This window comes from Sulfurihydrogenibium yellowstonense SS-5, assembly GCF_000173615.1.
GTDB classification, from domain to species: Bacteria; Aquificota; Aquificia; order Aquificales; family Hydrogenothermaceae; genus Sulfurihydrogenibium; species Sulfurihydrogenibium yellowstonense.
Genome location: NZ_ABZS01000169.1, coordinates 1 through 3,709, shown reverse-complemented (window position 1 = coordinate 3,709; position 3,709 = coordinate 1). Strand labels below are relative to the sequence as shown.

Here is a 3,709-nt window from a genome sequence, read left to right as displayed (position 1 = left end):
TTATTTTCTTCAGATAATTCAACGGCTACCCATTTTTTAAAGTATGGACTATCCGGTCTTATATCTACTGCCACATCAAAAATTTTTCCTTTTATGCATCTTACCAATTTACCTTGCTCGTAAGGCTTTTCTTGAAAATGAAGTCCTCTAAGCACGCCTTTAACAGACTTAGAATGATTATCTTGGACAAATTCAACATTTAATCCGGCTTTTTCAAAGTCAGATTTTTTATAAAATTCTAAGAAAAATCCCCGCGCATCTTTAAAAACTTTTGGCTTGATTATTTTTACCTCGGGAATTTCAGTGTCAATTATTTCAAATGGCATTATTCAGCTCCTTTCATGGTCCTTTACTAAACTCAAAAGATATTTACCGTATTCTGTCTTTTTAAGCGGTTGGGCTAATTTTAAAAGATGCTCTTTCGAAATCCATCCATTATTGTAGGCTATTTCTTCTATACAGCCTATCATTAAACCTGTTCTTTTTTCTATGGTTGCAACAAATTCTCCGGCTTCAAGAAAACTGTCATGGGTTCCTGCATCAAACCATGCAAAACCTCTACCAAGCAGCTTGACTTTTAGCTTTTTATCTTTTAAGTACATCTCATTAACAGATGTAATTTCAAGCTCCCCTCTTTCTGATGGTTTTACACTTTTTGCATAATCTACAGCTTTTTTATCGTAAAAATACATTCCTACAGCTGCATAATTAGATTTTGGTTTTTTGGGTTTTTCTTCTATTGACAAAACATTTCCTATTTCATCAAACTCAATCACACCAAACCTTTCTGGGTCTTTTACGTAATATCCAAACACATAAGCTCCGCCGTTTTTCTCAACATCTTCTTTTGCTTCTTTTAAAACCTTTGGTAAATCATGACCAAAAAACACGTTATCTCCAAGAAGATAAAACACATTATCGTCCTTTATAAAATCTTCTGCAAGAATCAACCCTTCTGCAAGCCCGTTTGGCTTACTTTGGATTTTGTAATGAAAATTCATTCCAAGTTGGGATCCATCGTTAAATAGTTTTTTGAAAGAGTCTAAATCTTCCGGATTAACTATAAACATAACATCTTTAATTCCAAGAAGCATAACAAGAGACAAAGGGTAATAAATCATAGGTTTGTTATAAATTGGTAAAAAGTGTTTGTTTATTGAGATAGTAACAGGATATAACCTTGTCCCACTTCCACCGGCAAGTATAACTGCTTTCATTATGATAGACTCCGTTTTATACCTTTTTCTTATATTTTAGCATATTATTTATACTACATTGATCTCAGGGAAGTTAAAAGCCATAAGATTCTTCACTTGGTTCCTGAATTATAAAAATATCATCCTCTAGCAAATGCTAAAAATAAAACTTCCTCCAAACCGGTCGCTTTGCTTGTCATTCTCGATCTGTGTAAAGAATCTAATAATTTTCTGAATTCCTAACCTAACAAAATTAACAATTTAATGAAATTTTAACGATTATGAATTATAATAATCTTAAAAAGAGGAGCAAATATGAACGAGATAAGATATAACTTTCTTAAAGATACATGGGTGGTTGTATCTGCTGACCGAGCAAGAAGACCCCATGAATACAATATTTCAATTTATGAAGAATCTACTGACCTATCTAAATGCCCGTTTGAGTACGGAAACGAAGATAAAACACCGCCGGAGATATTTGCAATAAGACCCGATGGTTCCCCACCAAATACTCCAGGGTGGAAAGTTAGAGTTTTTCCAAATAAATATCCTGCGTTAAAAATAGAAAATCCATCCATTAGAGAAGGAGAATTTATTTTTGAAAAAATAGGTGGTTTTGGTGCCCATGAGGTTATTGTGGAAACTCCAGACCATTTCAAACATACACAAGATTTTGAAGATGAAGATTTTATAAACATGTTCATTGCATTTAAACACAGAATTTCAGCTTTATACAAAGACCTTAGAATAAAATACGTTCATGTGTTTAAAAATCATGGTAAAGAAGCAGGAAAGAGCATAGTACACAGTCATAGTCAGTTAATAGCCTTGCCTATCATTCCAAAATTACAAAAAACGATGATACTCCAATCTAAAAAATACTTTTATGAAAAAGAAAGATGCTATTTATGTGATGAGATAAAAATCGAAAAAAATTTAAAAATTAGAACAATTTATGAAAATGATAATTTTATCGCTTACTGTCCTTATGCAAGCTTATTCCCTTTTGAAATAAAAATAGCACCTAAATTTCATAGCCATGATTTTACAAACATATCAGATTTACAACTAAAAGACCTTGCAGATGTTTTAAAATTTTCAGTTAGAAAACTCAATAAAACTCTTATAAATCCATCTTTTAACCTAATCCTTTATACTTCACCACCTATAAGAAAATCTATTATCGATGAAGAAATATATAAAGGTCTTGATTTGCATTTTCATTGGCATATTGAGATTTTACCGCGGATAACAACCCTTGCAGGATTTGAACTTGGGACAGATTACTATATTAATCCAACGCCGCCGGAAGATGCAGCAAAATATTTAATGGAGGTGATTTAAATGAAAGTAGTATTTGCATCAAGTGAAATATATCCCTTTGCAAAAACAGGAGGTCTTGCTGATATTGCAGGAGCTTTACCAGGAAAAATTGCCTCCCAAGGTGTTAAGGTATTCGGATTTATGCCGTTGTATAAAACAGTGGATATAAATAGACATGGAATTATCAAGATAGATGCCTCTGTAGATGTTAATCTAAATAACAGAGTTTATACTTTTGAAGTTTATAAAAAAATAGATGATGCTACGTTTTTCTTTCTAAAAAATGATGAACTCTTTGGAAGAGATTATCTATATGGACCACCGGAAGGTGACTATCCCGACAACGATATTAGGTTTGGGGCCTTTTCGTATGCTGTTATGGAGTTTATCAAAAGAGAAAATTTAAATCCTGATTTAATTCATGTAAATGATTGGCAAACAGCTTTGATACCAGTTTTAAATTATTACAAATACCACAATCATCATGTGAGAACGGTTATAACAATACATAATCTTGCTTATCAAGGTATTTTTGACAAGTTTGCAATGGAAAGACTTAATCTTGGCTGGGATCTGTTTCATATAGAAGCTTTGGAGTATTATGATAAAGTAAACTTTTTAAAAGGCGGAATAGTTTTTAGTTCAGCCGTAACAACAGTTAGCCCAACCTATGCAAAAGAAATTACTTATCCAGAATATGGCTATGGACTTGATGGAGTGCTTAGGAAGTATTCAAATAAGCTATATGGAATCTTAAATGGGATAGATTATGATGTCTGGAATCCTGAAACGGATAAATATATCTATGAAAATTATTGTGTTTTTACAATTGAAAAAAAATCTATTAATAAAAAGCTGTTTTTAAAAGAAGTTGGACTTAAAGATGAAGCAAAGCCACTTTATATTTTTATCGGAAGGCTTGCACATCAAAAAGGCGTTGATTTGATTAGAGATTCAATAGAAGAAATGTCTAAAATGCCTGCAAACTTTGCTATTTTAGGATTTGGTGATAAAGAATACAATGACTTTTTTAAATCTATCGAAGGAAAATATGAAAATATTTTTGTAAAGGTTGATTATAACGAGGCTTTGAGCAGGAAAATGTATGCTGCGGCCGATTTTCTTTTAATGCCATCGCTGTTTGAACCCTGCGGTCTTAATCAGATGATAGCAATGAGATACGGAAC

Annotated in this window: 4 protein-coding genes; 2 read left to right on the top strand and 2 right to left on the bottom strand. The window is 32.3% G+C overall.

What is annotated here, in order from left to right; genetic code table 11:
* Both rfbC and rfbA read right to left on the bottom strand, forming a co-directional pair.
* On the bottom strand, nt 1-326 hold a 326-nt coding region (gene rfbC / locus SULYE_RS06890), incomplete at its 3' end, for a dTDP-4-dehydrorhamnose 3,5-epimerase (RefSeq protein ID WP_007547882.1).
* A gap of 3 nt (nt 327-329) precedes the next feature.
* A complete protein-coding gene (gene rfbA / locus SULYE_RS06885) occupies nt 330-1,217 on the bottom strand; it encodes a glucose-1-phosphate thymidylyltransferase RfbA (protein WP_007547881.1) in 888 nt (295 codons plus the stop codon).
* A 294-nt stretch (nt 1,218-1,511) separates the two neighbouring features.
* On the opposite strand from rfbA, the gene galT reads away from it, so the two are divergent.
* Together galT and SULYE_RS06875 are read left to right on the top strand one after the other, a co-directional pair.
* A complete protein-coding gene (gene galT / locus SULYE_RS06880; RefSeq protein ID WP_007547880.1) occupies nt 1,512-2,543 on the top strand; it encodes a galactose-1-phosphate uridylyltransferase in 1,032 nt (343 codons plus the stop codon).
* A partial coding sequence (locus SULYE_RS06875) for a glycogen synthase (RefSeq protein WP_007547879.1) occupies nt 2,544-3,709 on the top strand: 1,166 nt, incomplete at its 3' end.

Bases quoted from the DNA above. Each gene is read 5' to 3' on its own strand.
- rfbA (WP_007547881.1), bottom strand. From the start codon at position 1,217: ATGAAAGCAGTTATACTTGCCGGTGGAAGTGGGACAAGGTTATATCCT.
- galT (WP_007547880.1), top strand. From the start codon at position 1,512: ATGAACGAGATAAGATATAACTTTCTTAAAGATACATGGGTGGTTGTA.